The sequence below is a fragment of the Pseudomonas sp. TE3644 genome (genome assembly GCF_056278815.1).
In genome coordinates, this window is sequence record NZ_JBWBQF010000001.1 from 1563921 (window position 1) to 1583938 (window position 20018).

Below are 20018 nucleotides of genomic sequence, written 5' to 3' on the forward strand. Positions count from 1 at the left end.
CCAAACCCGTGTGGGTAGGACCCACTCAAACTCATTTGCCGAGGTGTTGCCGTGACGCTGCTGAACAAAACTCGTCTGTCGCTCTTGCTGGCCTCCATGTGCCTCACTGGCCTGGCCCACGCGACCGATGTAACCGGAGCGGGCTCCAGCTTTGTGTACCCGGTGCTTTCCAAGTGGTCCCAGGACTACAGCAAGCAGAAAGACAACCGCATCAACTACCAGTCCATCGGTTCGGGCGGCGGCATCGCCCAGATCAAGGCAGCCACCGTTGACTTCGGCGCATCCGACGCCCCCCTCAGCGCTGAAGACCTCAAGGCAGCCGGCCTGGGCCAGTTCCCCAGCGTCATCGGCGGCATCGTGCCAGTGTTCAACGTTGAAGGCGTTGAAGGCGGCAAGCTGAAACTGGACGGCCAGACCCTGGCTGACATCTTCCAGGGCAAGATCACCAAGTGGAACGACAAGGCCATCGAGGCCCTGAACCCTGGCGTCAAGCTGCCAGAAACCGCCATCACCGTGGTGCATCGTTCGGATGGCTCGGGTACTTCGTTCAACTTCACCAACTACCTGGCCAAGGTCAGCCCAAGCTGGGCTGAAACCCTGAAATTCGGCACCACCGTAGCCTGGCCAGTAGGCGTGGGCGGCAAGGGTAACGAAGGTGTGGCTGCCTACGTGAAGCAGATCAAAGGTTCGATCGGCTACGTCGAATACGCCTACGCCCTGCAGAACAAAATGGCCACTGCCCAGCTGAAGAACGCCGCCGGCAAGTTCGTCGAGCCTAACGCCAAGGCCTTCCAGGCTGCCGCCGACACCGCCGACTGGGGCAGCGCCAAGGACTTCAACCTGATCATGACCAACGCCCCGGGCGACAACGCCTGGCCGATCACTGCCACTACCTGGATCATCATGTACAAGCAGTCCAAGAACGCCGAGCAAAGCAAGGCCGCCTTCGACTTCTTCAAATGGTCCCTGGAAAACGGTCAGCAACAGGCCAGCGCCCTGGACTACGTAGCACTGCCAAGCTCGCTGGTGCAGAAGATCGAAGGTTACTGGAAATCCGATTTCGCCCATTGATGTGAAGTAAACCGGCGCGCCCCTGCGGACCTTGAAGAGTCTTGCGGGGGCGTCTGCCTTGCGAGTGGATTGCCATGACAGATAACACCCAATACATGACCTCAACCAACACCAGCCAGGATGCCAGCGAAGCCCGTGCGGCCCGCGATCATCGTCACGACATGTGGTTCCGCCGCACCATGATGGGTGCCGGGATGCTGGTGCTGGTGTTGCTGCTGAGCATCGCCGGCTCCACCCTGTGGGGCGGCAGCGAAGCGTTTCGCACCTTTGGTTTCGGCTTTCTGACCAGCACCCAGTGGGATGTGGTCAACGGCCAGTTCGGCGCCGTGGTGCCTATTTTCGGTACCCTGGTGACCTCGCTTTTGGCGTTGCTGATCGCCGTTCCGGTGAGTTTCGGCATCGCCATTTTTCTTACGGAAGTGGCGCCCATGTGGCTGCGCATGCCGATTGCCTCGGCGATCGAGTTGCTGGCCGGTATCCCGTCCATCATTTACGGCATGTGGGGGCTGTTTATCTTCGGCCCGTTCATGGCCGCGCACATGGCGCCGTGGATCAACGATCACCTGGGCGCCTTGCCCCTGATAGGTTCGCTGTTCCAGGGCCCGCCACTGGGCATCGGCATGCTGACGGCCGGTATCGTGCTGGCGATCATGATTATCCCCTTCATCACCTCGGTGATGCATGAGGTGTTCCGCAGCGTGCCGACCACGCTCAAGGAATCGGCCTACGCCCTGGGTAACACCACGTGGGAAGTGGTGTGGGACATCGTGCTGCCTTACACCCGCTCGGCGGTGGTCGGCGGCATCTTCCTGGGCCTGGGGCGCGCACTGGGTGAAACCATGGCGGTGACCTTCGTGCTGGGCAACGCCCACCAGTTCTCCGCTTCCTTGCTGATGCCCAGCAGCTCGATTGCCTCGGTGATCGCCAACGAGTTCAGCGAGGCCTACACCGACCTGCACCGTTCGGCACTGATCGCGTTGGGCTTCCTGCTGTTTATCGTCACTTTCGTGGTGCTGGCCGCCGCCCGCCTGATGTTGATGCGCTTGTCGCGTAAAGAGGGACTATGAACGACCACGAGCGGCTGTACCGCGTTCGCCGCCTGAAAAACCGCATCGCCATGACGCTGAGCTGTGGCGCCACGGCCTTCGGCCTGTTGTGGCTGGTGTGGATCCTGATCACCACCGTCATCAATGGCTTCCAGGCCCTGAACCTGAACCTGTTCACTCAGATGACCCCGCCACCGGGCACCGAGGGCGGTCTGGCCAACGCCTTTTATGGCAGCGCGCTGATGTCGGTGCTGGCCTTGCTGATCGGCACGCCGATTGGTCTGGCCGCCGGTATCTGGCTGGCCGAGTTTGCCCGCCATTCCAAGCTGGGCAACACCGTGCGCTTTATCAACGACATCCTGCTGTCGGCGCCGTCCATCGTGCTGGGCCTGTTCATCTACACCGCGGTGATTCTGCCGCTCAACCACCTCACCAACCACCTGGTCGGTTTCTCGGCATTCGCCGGTGCCCTGGCCCTGGCGCTGCTGGTGATCCCGGTGGTGGTGCGCACCACCGATGAAATGCTGCAACTGCAACCCTCGACCATGCGCGAAGCGGCGCTGGCGCTGGGCGTGCCGCAGTGGAAACTGACCCTGCAGATCGTGCTGCGTGCCGCCAAGGCGGGCGTGGTGACCGGTGTGCTGCTGGCCCTGGCGCGCATCACCGGCGAAACCGCGCCGCTGCTGTTCACCGCCTTCGGCAACCAGTTCTGGAGCAGCAACCTGCTCAAGCCGATCGCCAGCGTCCCGGTGGTCATTTTCCAATACGCAATGAGCCCGTTCGACGACTGGCACGCCATCGCCTGGGCCGGGGCCCTGGTGCTGACCCTGTTCGTGCTGTGTCTGAGCCTGCTTTCCCGATTGATCCTTTTGCGCAATAGGTCTCACTGATGACAAGTCTTGCCCAGGAACGCACCAAAATCCGTGTGCGCAACCTTGAATTTTTCTACGACCAGCAGCGCTCGCTGAAATCCATCGACATGGACATCCCCGAGAAGCGCGTGACCGCCATCATTGGCCCGTCCGGCTGCGGCAAGTCCACGCTGCTGCGCGTGTTCAACCGTATCTACGCGATGTACCCGAAACAGGAAGCCAAGGGCGAAGTACTGCTCAACGGCGAGAACATCCTGGCCCCCAGCTACTCGATGAACCGCCTGCGCAGCCACGTGGGCATGGTGTTCCAGAAGCCGGTGCCGTTCCCGATGTCGATCTACGACAACATCGCCTACGCCGTGCGTCACCATGAAAAGCTGGGTCGCCGCGAAATGGACGACCGTGTCGAGCAGGCCCTGCACGGCGCCGCGTTGTGGGGTGAGGTGAAGGACAAGCTCAAGCAGAGCGCCCAGAGCCTGTCGGGTGGCCAGCAACAGCGTCTGTGCATTGCCCGTACCATCGCGCTGAAGCCGCAGGTACTGCTGCTGGACGAACCGACCTCGGCACTGGACCCGATCTCCACCGGGCGTATCGAGCAGCTGATCACCGAGCTCAAAGAGCAGTTCACCGTGATCATCGTGACCCACAACATGCAACAGGCCGCGCGCTGCTCGGACTATACCGCGTTCATGTTCATGGGCGAGCTGATCGAGCACGGCGACACTGACACGCTGTTCACCAACCCGGCCAAGACCCAGACCGAAGACTACATCACCGGCCGGTTCGGCTAAGCCACTGTAGCCGCTGCCAGCAGGCTGCGCTGGCCCTGTACCTCGCTGGAAATCTCCAGTGTGCACAAGGGCCAGCGCAGCCTTCGGCAGCGGCTACGGGAATTACACCCGTACGATCAGCCGATGCACGCGCTTGCCCGACGACACGCTCAGTGACTCGTCATCCAGCAGCACCTCAACACTCCCCAACGCCTCGCGCACCAGCCGTCGATCAAACGCGCTATACAGGCGCCCGGCCGCGTCGCGGATGGACGCCTCGGGGGTAACCCGCCAGCTCAAATACAAGGTGCCGCCAGGCCGCAGCAGTTCGCGCAGCCGGCGTGTGGCGGCGGCGACCTGGTCTTCGGGCAAATGCATGATCACGGTTTCGCACAGCACGTTCTGGAAACTGCCGGCTTGCAGCCCCTGCAGGGTGGGCAGGCTGGCCAGGGCAAAACGCTGATCGGGGTGCAGGGTGCGGGCCTGGGTCAGCAGGCCGGTGCTGGCTTCAACGCCCAGGGCGTCGAAACCCTGGGCGCTGAGCCAAGCCAGGTCGCGGCCGCTGCCACAGCCCACGTCCACCGTGGGGCCGGGGCGGAAATGACGCAGCAGCAGGGCGTACATGTCGCTGGGCGGCGCCTGGCGGTCCCACTCGCGGGCGTAGTCGGGGGCGCGCTGGTCGTAGGCGTCGAGGGTCTTCGGGTCCACGGTCAGTTCCTGAAAGGCGGCGTGCTAGAACGCTAGACACTTTGCCACTACCCAACGTTCACTGGCAATCAGGCGCTCAGCGCCCAGCCCGGCTCCAGGGGCGGCAGGCCGTGGTGTGCCCGTGCGCGGTCGCAGGCTTCGTTGTGCGAGCCGGTTTCCCACGACGCTTCGAACTCGCGGCAGGTGCTGGAGCGCTGCTCGTACATGGTGCAGCCCACCGAGCAGCCAATCTCGCCGGCCAGGCTGGTGCAGCGCGCCGGCTTGCTGTCGGTGCCCAGCATGGCCACGTGGTTGGGGCTGACCTGCACGGTCAGTTCATCGGGCACCAGGCCCCCCACCGAGGTGCATTCACCCCAGTAGAACGACACACGGAAAAACGCGCAGCAGGCGCCGCAACTCACGCAAGGGTTGTTATCAGACATGATTGAGGATGAATTCGATACGGGCGGCGACCTCAGGACGAGGACCACAACCGAGCGCCTATTCTAGGCATCGCCAAGGCGTTGAGAAGGGGGGCAGGGGGTGCTTTTGCAAATATATTTGTGTGGCGTTGTGGCCGGTTTTGTGCAGCGAAAACCGGCCATCGGAAAGCGCTGTATCAGCGTTGGGATTGCCAGCGCAGGCGGCGGAAATCGCGCTCGGTCAGGTAGCCGAAAACAAGCCCCAGGGCGGTCCACATTACCAAGTGAATACCCAGGGTGGCCAGGCGGAATTGCCACAGGTTTTCCGCTGGGAAGCCTTCTGGAACCTCATTGATCGGCGGGAACACCGAGCCGCCCAGGTTGATCACCAGCAGGTACAGGCCGATGCCCACCAGCGCGGCGGTCCAGGCGCCATGCCGGGGCAGCAGCTTGGCGGCGAAATTGACCGCGATGACCATGGCCACCACTGACAGCATCACCATCAGCGCAAACAAGTGAGTGCGTTCGCGAAGGGTCTCCGGGTCGCCGATGGACGGCGGGTTGGCCGGATATTTCAGCGCCGGCACCACGATCACGGCGACGAAACCGGCCAGCGCCAGCAGCGCCGACAGCCCTCGCGGGCCCAGGCCACTGACGCGGCCCACGCAGTTAGCAAAGGCCAGGGCGAATAATGCGCCCAGGCTGGCGCTGTAGATCAGCACGCCGCTGATCAGGCCGATGCCGCTTTGCACCTCGCGGCCCACCAGTTCCGGGGCGGCGCTTTGGTCAAGGTGTTCTTCAAAGGCGAAGGCCTGGTCGATCTGGGGTTCGCCGAAATACTTGGCGAAGCTGAACGCGAGAAAGCCGGCGACAATGCCGACGAACATCCCGCGCAGGATCAGGGAGGCGGTCATGAAAGCGCTCGTGTGATGAAGGGATGAGGCGAGTGTAAACCCGCCTTGGGCCATTGCGGTGGGGCTGAGTTTTTTGTCATAAAGACGGCAAAGGGAGGATCAACCATGTACAGCCATATTCAACTGGGTGCGCGCGACGTGGCGCGACTGGCGGCGTTTTATGACGCAGTGCTGGGGGCGCTGGGGATGGTGCGTATGCCGGTCGAGGACGATGGCGGCCCATCGGGTGAAGGCTGGCAGAGGCCTGGCCAGCGTTGGCCGCAGTTTTTCGTGCAGCAGCCGATCAATGGCTTGCCGGCCACCTGGGGCAATGGCGTACAAGTGAGTTTTGCCGCGGGCAGTCGGGCACAGGTGGATGCCGCGTGGCACGCGGCGTTGGCGCTGGGCGCCACGGATGAAGGCGCCCCGGGCCTGCGACCGCAGTATTCACCCGACTACTACGGCGCCTACTGCCGCGACCCGGAGGGCAACAAGCTGTGCTTTGTGCACGCTGACGGATTATAACGCCCAACACCTGTAGCCGCTGCCGCCAGGCTGCGCTGGACTGTGTGAACCCTGCAAATCTGCAGCGGGGTCGAGGGCCAGCGCAGCCTGGCGGCAGCGGCTACAGGGTCGTTATGGGGCGGGGGTGTCGGGGGTATCCGAGATAGCGCGGTGCAGGTCGGCGGTCAGCCGCTCGCCAGCATAGGCCTGCGCCTGCGCCGACTTCTGCACCAGGTTGCCCAGCCCAAAGAACTCATGGGTAACGCCGCTGTACACCCGCCGCTCCACGTTCACCCCGGCCGCCTTCAACGCGGTTTCCATCAGCGCGCCATCGTCACGCAAGGGGTCCACTTCGGCATTGATCAAGGTTACCGGCGGCAAGCCCTGCAAATTGGCATGCAGCACGTCCAGGCGCGGGTCCTGCTTTTGCGCCGGGTCGCTGAGCAACTGGTTGAAGAACCACGGCATCATCGCCGCGTTCAACGGCTTGGCGTTGGCGTACTTGGTGTAGGACTCGGTGTCGCTGCCGGTCTGGGTCACCGGGTAGATCGCCAGCACATGCTTGGGCGCAGCCAGCCCTTGTTCATGGGCGGCGATGGCGGTGGCCAGCGCCAGGTTGCCCCCCGCGCTTTCACCGGCCAAAGCCAGGTGCATCGGGTCACCGCCTACAGCGCGGGCGTAGTGGGTGAGCCAGCGGTACACCGCCACGCCGTCGTCGGCGGCCGCCGGGAAGGGGGCTTCCGGCGCACGGCGGTAGTCGATGGACACCACCACTGCGTCGGCGACCTTGGCCAGGGCGCGCGCCGAGCTGTCATACACCTTGCGGTCGGCCAGCACCCAGCCCCCGCCGTGGAAATACAGAATCACCGGCTTGGCACCGCCGCCGTCCGGGGTATACACCGTGGCCGGAATCTGCCCTGCCGCGCCGGGTACATTGCGGTCATAGGCCTGCACGCCGGCGATGTCGCCGCTGGCGCCCTGATCAGCCAGCACCGCCTTGGCGGCATCGGCCAGCGTGGGTTGAACGCGCGCGGTGGCCACGTCCAGGCTTTCGATGGGCTGCGGGTTGAGGCTGGCCAGTTTGTTCAGCACCAGGCTCATGTCGGCGTCGGTGCGCAGGTTGGCCGCTTCGATCTGCGCCAGTTGCTCGGGGGTGGGGGCCTTGGGGGCGCTGGAACAGGCGGCGAGCAGGGCGACGGCGAGCAGCAGGAGGGGGAAGGGTTTGGTCATCAAAAAGCGCCTTGAACAAAAAGAAAGACTTCCCCAACTGTAGCGCCTGGCGCATAGGGGCGCGACACAAATCCACGGCGTACCAGGTGATCTCACAGACATAACTGGCCCGAAACAGATGTGGGACCGAGGGAACCTCGGGAAGCGCCGTGCGGACGGCGCTCGATCTCAAGACCGCTGCAAACCCCCAAGCCATGCCCCTGGTGGCCATAACACAATCCTGTAGCCGCTGCCGCCAGGCTGCGCTGGCCCTCCACCACACTGGAGATCTTCAGGGTTCACACAGGCCAGCGCAGCCTGGCGACAGCGGCTACGCGATCGCGGGGGATTTGAGAGGGGCATGGCGGGGGTTTTGTGGTGTTCATGAGATCGAGCGCCGCCCGCGCGGCGCTTCCCGAGGTTCCCTCGGTCCCACATCTGTTTCGGGCCAGTTATGTCTGTGGCATCACCTGGTCCGCCTTTGTTTGTATGGCTGGGGTTTTTGGGAGGCCAAAAACAAAACACCCCGCACTCGGCGGGGTGTTTTGTTATGGCAGGGTTAATTAACCAACAAGCTGAAACCCGGCATGCTGCACCAGATCCAGCAACGGCTGTGGGTACACTCCCAGCGCAAACGCCAGGATCGCGATCGCCAGCAGCATCACGCCACCGGTGCGCTGTTCCCAGTTGAACGGCGCATCGTGGCGACGCAGGGTCGGCTCGATCAGGTACAGGGTGACCATCACGCGCAGGTAGTAGAACACGCCGATGGCGCTACCAATCACCAGGGCGCCGGTCAGCCACCACAGGTGCGACTCGACGCCGGTGGCGATGATGTAGAACTTGCCGATGAAGCCGGCGGTCAGCGGGATGCCGGCCAGGGACAGCATCATCACGGTCAGCACGGCGGTCAGGTACGGACGGCGCCAGAACAGGCCGCGGTATTCGTACAGGGCGTCGGCGTCACGGCCGTTGTACGGCGAGGACATCAGGGTAATCACGCCAAAGGCGCCGAGGCTGGTGATCACGTAGGTGACCAGGTATACGCCGATGGCTTCCAGCGCCAGGCCCTTGCTGGCCACCAGGGCGATCAGCAGGTAGCCGAAGTGGGCAATCGAGCTGAAACCCAGCAGGCGTTTCAGGTTGGTCTGGGTCACCGCCAGCAGGTTGCCGATGATGATCGACGCCACCGCAATCACTTCCAGCACGGTGGTCAGCACGCCGCTGCTGGCCGCAGGCGACAGTTGGAACAGACGCACCACTACCGCAAACACCGCTACCTTGCTGGCGGTGGCCAGGAAGGCCGCCACCGGCGCCGGGGCGCCTTCGTACACGTCCGGGGTCCACAGGTGGAACGGTACCAGCGACAGCTTGAACGCCAGGCCCACGAACATCATGCCCAGGCCCAGGGCCGCCAGGCTGCTCGGCTTGCCGGTGGCCGCCAGGGCGCGACCGATTTCGCCGAACTGCAGGCTGCCGGCGTCGGCATACAGCAGCGCCATGCCGAACAGCAGGAAGGCGGAACCGGCGGCCGACAGCACCATGTACTTGATGCCGGCTTCCAGCGAACGCTTGTTGAAGAAGGCGTAGGCGATCAGGCCGTAGGTGGGCACCGACAGCAGCTCCAGGCCAATGAACAGGCTCGACAGGTGCTGCGCGCTGACCAATACCATGCCGCCGGCGGCAGCCATCAGGATCAGCAGGTACAGCTCTTCGCGGTTGCCCGGGTAGCCCGAGCCGCCATCACCCAGGTAGGCGTGTGCCAGGGTCACGCACGCAAGCGTGGCGACCAGGATCAGGGCAATGTAAAGGCAGGCGAAGTGGTCGATCTGGATCAGCGAGGTGACGCTGATGGGCGACACCTTGAGGGCCGGCAACACCGACAGCAGGGCCACGTTCAGCCCCGCCACCGACAGCAGGAAGGTTTGCGAGTGATTGCGCCGCCAGGCGATCGCCAGCATCACCACGACAACGGTGAGGCTGGTGATCAGCAGCGGTGCAAGCGCGATAAAGTGTTGAAGGGTCAGGTCCATAGCGCTCTTACCGGGCCGAAGCGAGTTGAGTGAAAGCGGTGCCGAACCACTGCTGCACACCGGCCATGGTGGCGGCCGAAGTGTCCAGGAACGGTTGCGGATAGACGCCAAGCAGAATCAGCAGGCCAGCAAGGCCCAGCACCATGATCAGTTCGCGGGTGTCCATGCCGGCCAGTACCGCGTCGGATTTCGACGGGCCGAAGTAGGCGCGGTGGATCATGATCAGCGAGTACACCGAACCGAACACCAGGCCCGAGGTGGCGATGATGGTCACGATCGGGGCTACCGGGAAGTTGCCGATCAGGATCAGGAACTCGCCGACGAAGTTGCCGGTGCCCGGCAGGCCCAGGGAGGCGGCTGCGAAGAACAGGCTGATGGCCGGCAGGTAGGCGATGCGCGACCACAGGCCACCCATCTCGCGCATGTCACGGGTGTGCAGGCGCTCGTACAGCTGGCCGCTGAGGATAAACAGCGCCGCCGCCGACAGGCCGTGAGCCAGCATCTGGATCACCGCGCCTTGCAGCGCCTGTTGCGAACCGGAGTAGATGCCGATCAGCACGAAGCCCATGTGCGACACGCTGGAGAACGCGATCAGGCGCTTGATGTCGGTCTGCGCGAACGCAAGGAACGCGCCGTAGAAGATACCGATCAGGCCCAGGGTCATGGCAATCGGCGCAAACTCGGCCGAGGCGTGCGGGAACAGCGGCAGGGCAAAGCGCAGCAGGCCGTAGGCCGCCGTCTTCAGCAGGATACCGGCCAGGTCCACGGAACCGGCGGTTGGCGCCTGGGCGTGGGCGTCCGGCAGCCAGGAGTGGAACGGCACCACCGGCAGCTTCACCGCGAAGGCGATGAAGAAGCCCAGCATCAGGATGTATTCCACACCGTGGGGCAGCTTGGCCTTGAGCAGGTCGGCGTAGTTGAAGGTCAGCACGCCGGTGGTGTTGTAGTTGAACAGCACCAGGCCCAGGATCGCCACCAACATGATCAGGCCGCTGGCCTGGGTGAAGATGAAGAACTTGGTCGCCGCGTAGATCCGGGTCTTCTTGCCGTCCGACGAGCTATGACCCCAGAGCGCGATGAGGAAGTACATCGGCACCAGCATCATTTCCCAGAAGAAGAAGAACAGGAACAGGTCCAGGGCCAGGAACACCCCGACCACGCCGCCCAGGATCCACATCAGGTTGAGGTGGAAGAAGCCGACGTGGCGCTGGATCTCTTTCCAGGAACACAGCACCGACAGCACACCCAGCAGGCCGGTGAGCAAGATCATCAGCAGCGACAGGCCATCCAGGCCCAGGTGCACGCTGATGCCGAAGCGCTCGATCCACTGGACCTTGAACTCGTAGGCCCACACCGGGGTAGCGCCCGGGGCAGGGGAGAGGTGGTAGTCACCGTGGGCCCACAGCCAAAGGCCGATGGCAAGTTCCAGGGACATGGTCAGCAACGCGATCCAGCGTGGCAGGGTGGCGCCGTGGCGCTCACCCAGCCAGCACAGAAGGCCGCCGATAAAGGGGATCAGGATCAGCCAGGGCAGAATCATGACGGGCTCAATTCCTTTCGCAAAGTCGCAAGGTTCATAGTCAGACCGCCGCCAGCACAACGGCGCCCAGTACCAGCACGGCACCGGCGGCGATGGAAGCGGCGTACCAGCGCAGCTGGCCCGTTTCGGTACGGCTCATGGCGCTGTTGCCGCCTTTGGCCATGCGCGGGATCAGACCGATGGTGCGGTCCACGGGGTCTTTGCGCAGCAGGTGGCTGATAGCCAGGTACGGTTTGACGAACAGTTTGTCGTAGATCCAGTCGAAGCCCCAGGCAGCGAACCACCAGGCCGACAGCACGCGGCCAAGGCTGCTGTTGGCGATGGCGGTGGCCACGCGGCGCTTGCCCAGGAACAGCATGGCCGACAGCAGGATACCGGCCAGGGCGATGGCGCCCGAGGCGATTTCCAGGCTGTGCTTGGCTTCACCGCCGGCATGGCCCACGCTTTCCGGCAGCACGCCGGCCAGTGGTGGGTGAATCCAGGCGCCGACGAAGGTCGACAGCACGATCAGCACGCCCAGCGGCAGCCAGTGGGAAATCCCGTGGCCAGGGTGGGCGTCGGTCTTGGCTTCGCCGTGGAAGGCGATGAAGATCAGGCGGAAGGTGTAGATCGAGGTCATGAACGCACCCACCAGGCCTGCGTACAGCAGGTAGGTGTGGCCGCTGGCGAAGGCCTCCCACAGGATTTCGTCCTTGGAGTAGAAGCCCACGGTCAGGATCGGCAGGGCCGACAGCGCCGCGCCACCGACGATGAAGCAGGCGTAGGCCAGTGGCAGTTTCTTCCACAGGCCGCCCATCTTGAAGATGTTCTGCTCGTGGTGGCAGCCAACGATCACCGCACCCGAGGCCAGGAACAGCAGCGCCTTGAAGAAGGCGTGGGTCATCAGGTGGAAGATCGCGCCTTCCCAGGCGCCTACGCCCAGGGCTAGGAACATGTAGCCGATCTGGCTCATGGTGGAGTAGGCGAGGATACGCTTGATGTCGGTCTGCACCAGGGCGGCGAAGCCGGCCAGTACCAGGGTCACGCCGCCGACGATGCCCACCAGGTGCAGGATATCCGGCGCCAGGGCGAACAGGCCGTGGGTACGGGCAATCAGGTAAACGCCTGCGGTCACCATGGTGGCGGCGTGGATCAGTGCCGATACCGGGGTAGGGCCGGCCATGGCGTCTGCCAGCCAGGTCTGCAGCGGCAGTTGCGCCGATTTACCCACCGCACCGCCCAGCAGCATCAGGGTGGCGAAGACAATCCAGAAGTCGCCGACCTTGAAGTGCGCAGGGGCACGCACCATCAGTTCCTGGATGTTCAGCGTGCCCAGTTGCTGGAACAGGATGAACAGGCCGATGGCCATGAACACGTCACCGATACGGGTGACGATGAACGCTTTCAGCGCGGCGTTACCGTTGTTGCGGTTGCTGTAGTAGAAACCGATCAGCAGGTAGCTGCACAGGCCCACGCCTTCCCAACCGAAGTACAGGAACAGCAGGTTGTCCGCCAGTACCAGGAACAGCATGCTGGCGATGAACAGGTTGGTGTACGAGAAGAAGCGCGAGTAGCCCTCTTCACCGCGCATGTACCAGGACGCGAACAGGTGGATCAGGAAGCCCACGCCCACCACCACGCCCAGCATGGTCACCGACAGGCCGTCGACGTACAGGGCGAAGTTGGGTTCAAAGCCGTCCACCGACATCCAGCGCCACAGCACCAGGGTGTAGTGGCCCGCTTCGGGTGGCGAGACGTTGAACTGCCAGATGACCCAGGCGGCGACGATCGCCGACAGGCCGATGGAGCCGACGCCGATCAGCGCCGACAGGTTTTCGGAGAAGCGCCCGCGCGAGAACGACAGCAGCAGGAAGCCGAGCAGGGGGAATACGAAGGTCAGGAAGATTAGGTTCATCCGCGCATCTCACTGGCAGCGTCGATATCAAGCGTGTGGAAGCGGCGGTACAGCTGCAGCAGAATCGCCAGGCCAATGCTGGCCTCGGCGGCTGCCAGGGTGATGACCAGGATGAACATGATCTGTCCATCCGGCTGCGCCCAGCGTGCACCGGCCACGACGAACGCCAGGGCAGTGGCGTTCATCATGATTTCCAGGCTCATCAATACGAACAGAATGTTGCGGCGTACCAGTACGCCCATCAGGCCCAGGCAGAACAGCACACCGGCTACTGCGAGACCGTGTTCCAGAGGAATCGATGACATGAGTTACTCCTTCGCCTCGTTGCGGCCCAGGTGGAAGGCGGTGACCACGGCGGCCAGCAGCAGCATCGAAGCCAGTTCGACCACCAGCAGGTAAGGGCCGAACAGGCTCACGCCCACGGCCTTGGCGCCCACGGTCTCTTGGCCGATGGCCGCGCCCGAAGGCTCGGCAAACAGCACGTACAGCAGTTCGAACAGCAGCATGCCGGCCAAAAAGATCGGCCCTGCCCAGATGCCGGGCTTGAACCAGCCACGTTCCTGCAGCACCGAGGCCGGGCCCAGGTTGAGCATCATCACCACGAAGACGAACAGCACCATGATGGCGCCGGCGTAGACGATCACTTCCAGCACACCGGCAAACGGTGCGCCCAGGCTGAAGAAGGTCATGGACACGGCGATCAGCGAGATGATCAGGTACAGCAGCGCGTGCACGGGGTTGGTGTTGGTGATCACCCTGAAGGTGGACACCACGGCGACTCCGGCTGCGAAATAGAAAGCGAATTCCATCTTTCTTCCTTAAGGGAGCAAGCTCTTCACGTTGATCGGCTCGGCTTCGTTCTGCGCAGCGCCCTTCGGCTTGCCGGCAACGGCCATCCCTGCAACGCGATAGAAGTTGTAGTCAGGGTTCTTGCCGGGGCCGGAGATCAGCAGATCTTCTTTCTCGTACACCAGGTCCTGACGCTTGAACTCGGCCATTTCGAAATCCGGGGTCAGCTGGATCGCGGTGGTCGGGCAGGCTTCCTCGCACAGGCCGCAGAAAATGCAGCGTGAGAAGTTGATGCGGAAGAAGTCCGGGTACCAGCGGCCGTCTTCGGTCTCGGCTTTCTGCAGCGAGATGCAACCCACCGGGCAGGCCACGGCGCACAGGTTGCACGCCACGCAGCGCTCTTCGCCGTCGGGGTCGCGGGTCAGCACGATGCGGCCGCGGTAGCGCGGCGGCAGGTACACGGCTTCTTCGGGGTATTGCAGGGTGTCGCGCTTGCGGAAGCCGTGGCCAAAGACCATCACCAGGCTGCGCAGCTGGGTACCGGTACCCTTAACGATGTCACCAATATATTTGAACATGGGTCAAATCCTCACTGGGCCGCAACAGCTGGCGTGTTGAGCAACACGACGGCAGCGGTCACCAGCAAATTGATCAGGGTCAGCGGCAAGCAGAATTTCCAGCTGAAATCCATCACCTGGTCATAGCGCGGGCGCGGAATGGAGGCGCGCAGCAGGATGAACAGCATGATGAAGAACGCAGTCTTCAGGGCGAACCAGATGAACGACAGCTGCGGCAGGATATCGAACGGGCCGTGCCAGCCGCCGAAGAACAGGGTCACCAGCAGCGCCGAGATCATGATGATGCCGATGTACTCACCGACGAAGAACATGCCCCATTTCATGCCGGCGTATTCAATGTGGTAACCGTCGGCCAGTTCCTGTTCCGCTTCGGGCTGGTCGAAGGGGTGACGGTGAGTCACCGCAACGCCTGCGACGAAGAAGGTGCAGAAGCCGAAGAACTGCGGAATGATGAACCACAGGTGCTGGTTCTGGTATTCAACGATGTCGCGCATGTTGAACGAACCCACCTGCGCCACGATGCCCATCAGCGCCAGGCCCATGAACACTTCGTACGACACGGTCTGCGCCGACGCCCGCAGGCTGCCCAGCAGGGCGTACTTGTTGTTCGAGGACCAGCCGGCGAACAGCACCGCATATACCGACAGACCGGCCATGGCGAAGAAGAACAGCAGGCCGATGTTCAGGTCCGCCACGCCCCAGGTCGGGGTGATCGGGATGATGGCGAAGGCGATCAGCAAGGCACTCATGGCCACCACCGGGGCCAAGGTGAAAATCGCCTTGTCCACGAACGGTGGGTTCCAGTCTTCCTTGAAGAACATCTTCAGCATGTCGGCGGCGATCTGGAACATGCCGAACGGGCCGACGCGGTTCGGACCGTAACGGTCCTGCCACCAGCCCAGCAGGCGGCGCTCGACGAAGCTGAGCAGCGCGCCGCACACCACCACGGCCAGCATGATCACCAGGGCCTTCACGACAGCGATGATGCTGTCGATCACTTCAGGGGTGAACCAGGTCATTGTGCTGCCTCCTGCAGAGCGTCGACGGTAGCGCCGGCGAACGCGGGTGGGATGCCGGCGAAACCTGCGGGCAGGGCCACCAGGCCTGCGCCCAGTGCTTCATTGATGCGCAGCGGCAGGTGCAGGGCCACGCCGGCTACGTTCAGGCTCAGCAGCGCGCCGTCGTTGACGCCCAGGCGGTCGGCTTCCGACTTGGCCAGGCTGACGTAGGCCGGCTGGATGCGTTCCTGCACAGGCGCGGCGCGCGACGAATTTTCCTCGGAACCGAACAGGTGGTGCACAGGCACGGCGGTCCAGGTGCCACGGGCCGGGGCGAAGGCGCCCGGGATGGCGCTGAACCACTTCAGGCTGTCGCCCTGGGTTTCGATCAGGCGGGTGCCCGGGTCGCCTGCACGCAGGTGACCACCGACCTCGTCCTGGAACTTGTTCCAGGCCTGTGGCGAGTTCCAGCCCGGCGACCAGGCGAACGGTACCTGCTGGCGCGGTTCGGCGGAGCCTGAGTAACCTTCCATGGAGAACGCGAACGCAGTGTCCTTGTCCTGGGAGGTACGTGGCTCGTGCACGCTGATGTTGGCGCGCATGGCAGTACGGCCGCTGTAGCGCAGCGGTTCACGGGCCAGCTTCAGGCCCTTGACGCGGAACGTTGCCGACGGTGCGGCCTCGACGATGCGCGCCAGGGCCGGCTTGCTGTTGGCCACGGCCTGGGTCACCTGGTCCAGCTGGGTGTAATCGACCATACGGTCCAAAAGCGTGCTGCGCAGGGCATGCAGCCAGCGCCAGCCTTCGTGGATGATGTTGCTGGCATCCAGGTACGCCGGGTCGAACACCTGGAAGAAGCGCTGGGCGCGGCCTTCCTGGCTGATCAGGGTGCCGTCGCCTTCGGCGAAGCTGGCCGCTGGCAGTACCAGGTGGGCGCGCTCGGCAGTGGCGGTCAGCTGGTGGTCAGCGACGATCACCACCTTGGCGGCGGCCAGGGCGGCGTCAACCTTGGCGGCTGGCAGGCGGGTGTACAGGTCGTTTTCCAGAATCACCAGGGCGTCGGCACGGCCATCGATCACTGCGTCCAGCGCAGCGTCCACGGACTCGCCACCGAGCATGGCCAGGCCCAGGCTGTTGGCCTCGGGCACCACCAGGCTCAGCGAGCCTTGCTTGCCGGCCAGGTTCAGCGCCTTGGCGATGTTGGCGGCGGCTTCGATCAGGGCGCTGTTGCCCAGCGAAGTGCCGGACACGATCAGTGGGCGCTTGGCCTTCAGCAGGGCGTCGGCGATGCGTTGCGCCAGTTCCAGGGCTTCGGCGTCCAGGCCGGTAACGGCCGGGGCGCTGGCATCCAGGGCGTGGGCCACGGCAAAGCCGATGCGCGCCAGGTCTTCAGGCGCTGCGTGCACGCATTCTTCGGCCACGTCATCGAGCTTGGTGTCGGTGAGGCTGGCGATGAACAGCGGGTGCAGGGCGTGCTGACCGATGTTTTTCACCGCGGCGTCCAGCCATGGCTGCACGCGCATGCCTTCGGCCATTTCCACGGCCTTGCCCTTCACCGACTGGCGCAGGGCCAGGGCCATGCGCGCGGCGGTCTGGGTCAGGTCTTCACCGAGCACGAACACGGCGTCGTGGTCTTCCACTTCGCGCAGGCTCGGGATCGGCAGCGGGCTGTTTTTCAGCACGTCCAGCACCAGGCGGATGCGGCCCAGCTCAGCGGCTTCGATACCGCTGTAGAAGTGCTCGCCGCCCACCAGTTCCAGCAGCGCGTAGTTGCTTTCCAGGCTGGCGCGGGGCGAACCGATGCCGACGATGTTGCGGCCGCGCAGCAGTTCGGCGGCCTTATCCAGTGCAGCGTCCAGGCCCAGCTTCTGCTGGCCCAGCAATGGCTGGCGCGGGCGGTCCTTGCGGTTCACGTAGCCGTAGCCGAAACGGCCGCGGTCGCACAGGAAGTAGTGGTTCACCGAACCGTTGTAGCGGTTCTCCACGCGGCGCAGTTCGCCGTAGCGCTCGCCGGGGCTGATGTTGCAGCCGCTGCTGCAACCGTGGCAGATGCTGGGGGCGAACTGCATGTCCCACTTGCGGTTGTAGCGCTCGGAGTGGGTCTTGTCGGTGAACACACCGGTGGGGCACACCTCGGTGAGGTTGCCGGAGAACTCGCTTTCCAGCACGCCGTCTTCAACGCGACCGAAGTACACGTTATCGTGGGCGCCGTACACGCCCAGGTCGGTACCGCCGGCGTAGTCTTTATAGAAGCGCACGCAGCGGTAGCAGGCGATGCAGCGGTTCATCTCGTGCGCAATGAACGGGCCCAGTTCCTGGTTCTGGTGCGTGCGCTTGGTGAAGCGGTAGCGACGCTCGTTGTGACCGGTCATCACGGTCATGTCCTGCAGGTGGCAGTGACCGCCTTCCTCGCACACGGGGCAGTCGTGCGGGTGGTTGGTCATCAGCCATTCGACGACACTGGCGCGGAACGCCTTGGACTCGTCATCGTCGATGGAAATCCAGGTGTTGTCGGTGGCAGGGGTCATGCACGACATGACGATGCGACCACGGGTGTCGTTCTCGTCGGTGTACTGCTTGACCGCGCACTGGCGACAGGCACCAACGCTACCCAGTGCGGGGTGCCAGCAGAAATAAGGGATGTCGAGGCCAAGCGACAGACAGGCCTGTAACAGGTTGTCTGCGCCATCGACTTCGAGCGCTTTGCCGTCTACGTGGATAGTGGCCATGGTTCAAAGTTCTTCGTTGGCCCGCGTGGGCGGGCGTGGCTAATGGAAAGCTGTGTGCTCGCCCCGCGGCCCTTCATGCAAGGGCCGGGGGCGGGCAGCCGGTGGCACGGACCACCGGCTTTTGTGTCTTGTTATGCGCCGACCTGGATCGGGCGCGCCAGGTCGGGGCGCAGGCCGCTGCTTGCGGCGATGCCAGCCTCGAATTCCGGGCGGAAATATTTGATCGCGCTGCCCAAGGGCTCCACGGCACCGGGTGCGTGGGCACAGAAGGTCTTGCCTGGGCCAAGGAACCCCACCAGGCCCAGCAGCGTCTCGATGTCGCCCTGCTGGCCCTGGCCATTCTCGAGGGCGCGCAAGAGCTTGACGCTCCATGGCAGGCCGTCGCGGCACGGGGTGCAGAAGCCGCACGATTCGCGGGCAAAGAACTCTTCCATGTTGCGCAGCAGCGAGACCATGTTGACCTTGTCGTCCACGGCCATGGCCAGGCCCGTACCCATGCGGGTGCCGACCTTGCCGATGCCGCCGGCGTACATTTGCGCGTCCAGGTGCTCGGGCAGCAGGAAGCCGGTACCGGCGCCGCCTGGCTGCCAGCACTTGAGCTTGAAGCCGTCGCGCATGCCGCCAGCGTAGTCTTCGAACAGCTCGCGGGCCGGGATGCCGAACGGCAGCTCCCACAGGCCGGGGTTCTTGACCTTGCCGCTGAAGCCCATCAGCTTGGTGCCGGCGTCTTCGCTGCCTTCGCGGGCCAGCGACTTGTACCAGTCCACGCCGTTGCCGACGATGGCCGGCACGTTGCACAGGGTCTCGACGTTGTTGACGCAGGTCGGCTTGCCCCACACGCCCACGGCGGCCGGGAACGGCGGCTTGGAGCGCGGGTTGGCGCGGCGGCCTTCCAGGGAGTTGATCAGGGCGGTTTCTTCACCGCAGATGTAGCGGCCGGCACCGGTGTGCACGAACAGCTCGAAGTCGAAGCCCGAACCCAGGATGTTCTTGCCCAGAAGGCCGGCGGCCTTGGCTTCTTCCACGGCACGGTTGAGGTGCTTGGCGGCGGTCACGTACTCGCCACGCAGGAAGATGTAGCCACGGTAGGCTTTCAGTGCGCGGGCACTGATGAGCATGCCTTCCACCAGCAGATGGGGCAGTTGCTCCATCAGCATGCGGTCTTTCCAGGTGTTGGGCTCCATTTCGTCCGCGTTGCACAGCAGGTAGCGGATGTTCATGGACTCGTCTTTGGGCATCAGGCCCCATTTGACGCCGGTGGGGAAACCCGCACCGCCACGGCCCTTGAGGCCGGAGTCTTTCACCGTCTGGACGATGTCGTCCTGGGACAGGTCGGCAAAGGCCTTGCGCGCGGCGGCGTAGCCGTCTTTTGCCACGTACTCGTCGAACCACACGGGTTCGGCGTCGTCACGCAGGCGCCAGGTCAGCGGATGGGTTTCCGGGGTGCGGGCGATACGGTTCGCCGGGCCGAAGGAAGTCAGGGTCATACGTAGCCCTCCAGCAGTGTGGCAACGCCGGCTGGCTGTACGTCACCGAAGGTGTCGTCGTCGATCATCAGCGCCGGGGCCTTGTCGCAGTTGCCCAGGCAGCACACGGGCAGCAGGGTGAAACGCCCGTCCGCCGTGGTCTGGCCCAGGCCGATGCCCAGCTTGCTCTGGATCTCGCTGACCACCGATTCGTGGCCGCCGATGTAGCAGACCATGCTGTCGCACACACGGATAATGTGGCGGCCCACCGGCTGGCGGAAGATCTGGCTGTAGAAGGTGGCCACGCCTTCGACGTCGCTGGCCGGGATGCCCAGGATCTCGCCGATGGCGTACAGGGCGCCGTCCGGCACCCAGCCGCGTTCCTTCTGCACGATTTTCAGGGCTTCGATGGACGCCGCGCGCGGGTCCTCGTAGTGGTGCAGCTCGTGCTCGATGGCCGAGCGCTCGGTTTCGCTGAGGGCGAAACGGTCAGTCTGGATAAGCGTGCTGTTCATGC

The 20018-nt window shown here is 64.0% G+C and carries 19 protein-coding genes; 5 read left to right on the top strand and 14 right to left on the bottom strand.

Features of this window, described 5'->3' with window-relative positions:
• Nucleotides 1-51: 51 nt before the first annotated feature.
• The 4 genes from pstS to pstB all read left to right on the top strand — a co-directional run bounded on the left by pstS (nt 52) and on the right by pstB (nt 3780).
• Nucleotides 52-1071 (top strand): phosphate ABC transporter substrate-binding protein PstS, encoded by a 1020-nt coding sequence (gene pstS / locus ACZ9GA_RS07075; RefSeq protein ID WP_457363351.1) that lies wholly within the window; start codon nt 52-54, stop codon nt 1069-1071.
• Between the two features lie 74 nt (nt 1072-1145).
• Nucleotides 1146-2138, top strand: a complete 993-nt coding sequence (pstC, locus tag ACZ9GA_RS07080) for a phosphate ABC transporter permease subunit PstC (RefSeq protein WP_457363350.1) — start codon at nt 1146-1148, stop codon at nt 2136-2138.
• Nucleotides 2135-3007 (top strand): phosphate ABC transporter permease PstA, encoded by an 873-nt coding sequence (gene pstA, locus ACZ9GA_RS07085; protein ID WP_457363349.1) that lies wholly within the window; start codon nt 2135-2137, stop codon nt 3005-3007. The genes pstC and pstA overlap by 4 nt, the downstream gene beginning before the upstream one ends.
• Nucleotides 3007-3780, top strand: coding sequence for a phosphate ABC transporter ATP-binding protein PstB (pstB, locus tag ACZ9GA_RS07090; protein WP_027979501.1), 774 nt, complete (start codon nt 3007-3009; stop codon nt 3778-3780). The genes pstA and pstB overlap by 1 nt, the downstream gene beginning before the upstream one ends.
• A 102-nt stretch (nt 3781-3882) precedes the next feature.
• On the opposite strand, the gene ACZ9GA_RS07095 is transcribed toward pstB, so the two are convergent.
• The 3 genes from ACZ9GA_RS07095 to ACZ9GA_RS07105 form a co-directional block, all read right to left on the bottom strand.
• On the bottom strand, nt 3883-4467 hold the full coding sequence (locus ACZ9GA_RS07095; protein ID WP_457363348.1) for a class I SAM-dependent methyltransferase: 585 nt from the start codon (nt 4465-4467) through the stop codon (nt 3883-3885).
• 68 nt (nt 4468-4535) lie between these two features.
• Entirely contained in the window at nt 4536-4889 is a 354-nt protein-coding gene (locus ACZ9GA_RS07100; RefSeq protein WP_027979503.1) for a YkgJ family cysteine cluster protein, read from the bottom strand.
• Between the two features lie 176 nt (nt 4890-5065).
• Entirely contained in the window at nt 5066-5782 is a 717-nt protein-coding gene (locus ACZ9GA_RS07105; protein ID WP_457363347.1) for a CbtA family protein, read from the bottom strand.
• 105 nt (nt 5783-5887) lie between these two features.
• Here ACZ9GA_RS07105 and ACZ9GA_RS07110 point away from each other — a divergent pair, with 105 nt between their 5' ends.
• Nucleotides 5888-6286 carry a VOC family protein gene (locus tag ACZ9GA_RS07110; RefSeq protein WP_457363346.1) on the top strand — a complete coding sequence of 133 codons (399 nt, stop codon included), beginning with the start codon at nt 5888-5890 and terminating at the stop codon, nt 6284-6286.
• A gap of 111 nt (nt 6287-6397) precedes the next feature.
• Here the strand turns inward: ACZ9GA_RS07110 and ACZ9GA_RS07115 are convergent, their stop codons facing one another.
• From ACZ9GA_RS07115 to nuoE, 11 genes are all read right to left on the bottom strand, one after another.
• A complete protein-coding gene (locus ACZ9GA_RS07115) occupies nt 6398-7495 on the bottom strand; it encodes an alpha/beta hydrolase (protein ID WP_457363345.1) in 1098 nt (365 codons plus the stop codon).
• A 542-nt stretch (nt 7496-8037) separates the two neighbouring features.
• On the bottom strand, nt 8038-9507 hold the full coding sequence (gene nuoN / locus ACZ9GA_RS07120; protein WP_027979507.1) for an NADH-quinone oxidoreductase subunit NuoN: 1470 nt from the start codon (nt 9505-9507) through the stop codon (nt 8038-8040).
• A gap of 7 nt (nt 9508-9514) precedes the next feature.
• Nucleotides 9515-11047: an NADH-quinone oxidoreductase subunit M gene (nuoM, locus tag ACZ9GA_RS07125; RefSeq protein WP_457363344.1), complete on the bottom strand. Its 1533-nt coding sequence runs from the start codon at nt 11045-11047 to the stop codon at nt 9515-9517.
• 40 nt (nt 11048-11087) lie between these two features.
• A complete protein-coding gene (nuoL, locus tag ACZ9GA_RS07130; RefSeq protein ID WP_457363343.1) occupies nt 11088-12941 on the bottom strand; it encodes an NADH-quinone oxidoreductase subunit L in 1854 nt (617 codons plus the stop codon).
• Complete coding sequence (nuoK, locus tag ACZ9GA_RS07135) at nt 12938-13246, bottom strand: NADH-quinone oxidoreductase subunit NuoK (RefSeq protein WP_008369052.1); 309 nt, start codon at nt 13244-13246, stop codon at nt 12938-12940. Before nuoK ends, nuoL begins: the two co-directional genes overlap by 4 nt.
• 3 nt (nt 13247-13249) lie before the next feature.
• The gene (gene nuoJ, locus ACZ9GA_RS07140; protein ID WP_416425239.1) at nt 13250-13750 is read right to left on the bottom strand and encodes an NADH-quinone oxidoreductase subunit J; all 501 of its coding nucleotides are present in this window, start codon (nt 13748-13750) and stop codon (nt 13250-13252) included.
• Between the two features lie 9 nt (nt 13751-13759).
• Complete coding sequence (gene nuoI / locus ACZ9GA_RS07145; RefSeq protein WP_003174725.1) at nt 13760-14308, bottom strand: NADH-quinone oxidoreductase subunit NuoI; 549 nt, start codon at nt 14306-14308, stop codon at nt 13760-13762.
• Between the two features lie 11 nt (nt 14309-14319).
• Nucleotides 14320-15327, bottom strand: coding sequence for an NADH-quinone oxidoreductase subunit NuoH (nuoH, locus tag ACZ9GA_RS07150; protein ID WP_457363342.1), 1008 nt, complete (start codon nt 15325-15327; stop codon nt 14320-14322).
• Nucleotides 15324-18035: an NADH-quinone oxidoreductase subunit NuoG gene (gene nuoG, locus ACZ9GA_RS07155; protein WP_476226451.1), complete on the bottom strand. Its 2712-nt coding sequence runs from the start codon at nt 18033-18035 to the stop codon at nt 15324-15326. The genes nuoH and nuoG overlap by 4 nt, the downstream gene beginning before the upstream one ends.
• Nucleotides 18036-18166: 131 nt before the next feature.
• The gene (nuoF, locus tag ACZ9GA_RS07160; protein WP_457363341.1) at nt 18167-19522 is read right to left on the bottom strand and encodes an NADH-quinone oxidoreductase subunit NuoF; all 1356 of its coding nucleotides are present in this window, start codon (nt 19520-19522) and stop codon (nt 18167-18169) included.
• On the bottom strand, nt 19519-20016 hold the full coding sequence (nuoE, locus tag ACZ9GA_RS07165) for an NADH-quinone oxidoreductase subunit NuoE (protein WP_457363340.1): 498 nt from the start codon (nt 20014-20016) through the stop codon (nt 19519-19521). The genes nuoF and nuoE overlap by 4 nt, the downstream gene beginning before the upstream one ends.
• Nucleotides 20017-20018 lie beyond the last annotated feature (2 nt).